General features: G+C 44.7%; 4 protein-coding genes. All 4 read right to left on the bottom strand.

Annotation, left to right across the window (positions count from 1 at the left end; translation table 11 throughout):
* Positions 1-383 (bottom strand): Uma2 family endonuclease (locus PX481_RS27475; protein ID WP_288097113.1); only part of this gene is annotated, 383 nt, incomplete at its 3' end.
* Between the two features lie 30 nt (positions 384-413).
* Positions 414-983 carry a Uma2 family endonuclease gene (locus PX481_RS27480; protein WP_002757368.1) on the bottom strand — a complete coding sequence of 190 codons (570 nt, stop codon included), beginning with the start codon at positions 981-983 and terminating at the stop codon, positions 414-416.
* 215 nt (positions 984-1,198) lie between these two features.
* The gene (gene accC, locus PX481_RS27485) at positions 1,199-2,545 is read right to left on the bottom strand and encodes an acetyl-CoA carboxylase biotin carboxylase subunit (protein WP_288097116.1); all 1,347 of its coding nucleotides are present in this window, start codon (positions 2,543-2,545) and stop codon (positions 1,199-1,201) included.
* Positions 2,546-2,581: 36 nt separating this feature from the next.
* On the bottom strand, positions 2,582-2,779 hold a 198-nt coding region (locus tag PX481_RS27490; RefSeq protein WP_288097117.1), incomplete at its 5' end, for a hypothetical protein.

Consider the following 2,779-nt stretch of genomic DNA (forward strand, 5'->3'; position numbering starts at 1 on the left):
AGGCTATCACTAGGAGACATTAATTCAATGACAAAATCGGGAGATAGAGGTAAAAATCTTTCCTTTTGTTGTGGGGTTAAAGCTTGCCATTTTTCTAAAGGTATCCAAGCAGCATCGGGAGAGCGATCGGCCCCATTCGGTAGTTTAAACCCCGTGGAGGAATCAAAAACTACACCTAATTTATGTAGGTTATTCCATAACCATAATTGGGCAGTGATTCCAGCGTTAGAATTACCAGTTTCTCCTCCGGTTGGTGGCATAATAATTAAATCTCCTTTTGCGTTGCGTTCCAAACGTAAATTTCGGTTATCCTGACAAATTTGAAAAAACTGTTCATCGCTGAGTTGCCAAGATTCAAATTTAATTTCTACTACTGTCATCATGTTTAGATTCTCTTTTATAGGATTATAGAATTACCAAATATTATCAAGTTCTAAGACAAATTGAGATAAAATATTTTCCCCCGATAAACTCTCTGGATTAGTTAAAATTTCTACTGCCTGTCCTTGACGATAAATTTCTACTTCTCTAGTTTTTCTATTGATTAACCAACCTAAACAAGTCCCATTATCTAAATATTCCTGCATTTTTTTCCTAGCGGTTTCTAGGCTATCACTAGGAGACATTAATTCAATGATAAAATCGGGAGATAGAGGTAAAAATCTTTCCTTTTGTTGTGGGGTTAAAGCTTGCCATTTTTCTAAAGGTATCCAAGCAGCATCGGGAGAGCGATCGGCCCCGTTAGGTAGTTTAAATCCTCCAGAAGAATCAAAAACCACACCTAATTTATTTAGGTTATTCCATAACCATAATTGGGCAGTGATTCCAGCGTTAGAATTGCTGGTTTCTCCTCCAGTCGGTGGCATAATAATTAAATCTCCTTTTGGGTTGCGTTCCAAACGTAAATCTCGGTTATCCTGACAAAGTTGAAAGAATTGTTCATCGTTGAGTTGAAACGAGTTAAATTTAACTTCTACTGTCATTATTATCCCCAACCTACTCTCGTCTAAAATTCATGGTAACGCCCTAGTAGGGAGGCACAATTATTTGTAGGATGGGTTAGCGGTAGCGTAACATGAGCGGGGGTTGGGTTTCATGCTTCAACCCAACCTACGTTCATCTTATATTTAATTCCACCCACCCACTTACTGTCATTATTATCCCCAACCTACTCTCGTCTAAAATTTATGGTAACGCGCTAGGGCAAGAGATGTTCCTGGATGAAATTAGTGTAAACATCTCCAGCTAAAAAGGCGGGAGTTTCCAATATTTTACGATGGAAATCAATAGTTGTCGGTACTCCCGTGATCGCACATTCCCGGAGGGCGCGTTTCATGCGTTTAATGGCTATGTCGCGATTTTCTCCCCAGACAATTAACTTACCAATTAGGGAATCGTAATAGGGGGGGATTTCGTAATCGGTGTAAACGTGGGAATCCATGCGGACACCAGGACCACCGGGGGGCAGATAACCGCTAATTTTGCCGGGGTGAGGACGAAAATTGTGATCGGGATCCTCGGCATTAATGCGACACTCGATCGAATGCCCTCTAAATATCACCTGATCTTGCTTAATTTGCAGTTTTTCGCCCTGTGCCACCAGAATTTGTTCTCGGATCAGGTCTATCCCCGTGATCATCTCCGTGACGGGGTGTTCCACCTGAATACGGGTGTTCATTTCCATGAAGTAAAAATTACCGTGTTTATCGACTAAAAATTCCACGGTTCCCACCCCGACGTAATTAATCGATTTAGCGGCTTTAACGGCGGCATTACCCATTTTTGAGCGTAAATGGGGCGTTAAGAAGGGGCTAGGTGCCTCTTCTAGCAGTTTTTGGTGTCGTCGCTGAATCGAACAGTCTCTTTCTCCTAAATGGATTACGTTACCGTGACTATCGGCCAAAATCTGAAACTCGATATGTCGGGGACATTCGATAAATTTTTCTAGATATACTCCCGAATTGCCAAAAGCCGCTTCTGCTTCGCCTTGGGCGGCTTTTAACATATCACCTAGTTCATCTGCACTCTTGACAAGACGCATCCCACGCCCTCCACCGCCAGCAGTGGCTTTAATCAGGACAGGATAACCGATGTCATCAGCGATACGTTTTGCTTCCGCTTCCGAGGTAATTAAACCACCACTGCCGGGGATAGTGGGAACTCCCGCTTTTTGCATGGTTTTTTTAGCGGTGGATTTATCACCCATAGCCAGGATAGCGCTGGGGGACGGACCGATAAAAGTTAACTGATGATCGGCACAAATTTCGGCAAAGCGGGCGTTTTCTGCCAAAAAACCGTAACCGGGATGGATGGCCGTGGCGTTGCGTGTTAGGGCAGCCGAGATGATATTAGGGATATTTAAGTAACTTTTGCTGCTCGGAGGCGGACCAATACAAACACTCTCATCGGCCAATTGAACATGAAGGGCATGGCGATCGATGGTAGAGTGGACGGCAACGGTTCTAATGCCCAATTCTTCGCAACTATGAAGGATTCTTAAGGCGATTTCCCCGCGATTGGCGATTAATATCTTGGCAAACTGCATTGGACGACCACGAGATCAGGCTGGTGTGATAGGCGACTATTTAGTAGAATATCTGGTTTTGTTACCTTGGGGAAATCGGGTTGGGGAAGTGGGGTGTGGGGTGTAGGGTGTGGGGTGTAGGGTGTGGGGTGTAGGGTGTAGGGTGTAGGGTGTGGGGTGTAGGGTGTGGGGTGTGGGGTGTAGGGTGTGGGGTGTAGGGTGTGGGGTGTAGGGTGTGGGGTGTGGGGTGTGGGG

It is taken from the genome of Microcystis sp. M53603_WE2 (assembly GCF_030065435.1).

What these genes read in the sequence shown, in the direction of transcription:
- PX481_RS27480 (WP_002757368.1), bottom strand. Translation starts at nt 983, where the DNA reads ATGACAGTAGAAGTTAAATTTAACTCGTTTCAACTCAACGATGAACAA.
- accC (WP_288097116.1), bottom strand. Translation starts at nt 2,545, where the DNA reads ATGCAGTTTGCCAAGATATTAATCGCCAATCGCGGGGAAATCGCCTTA.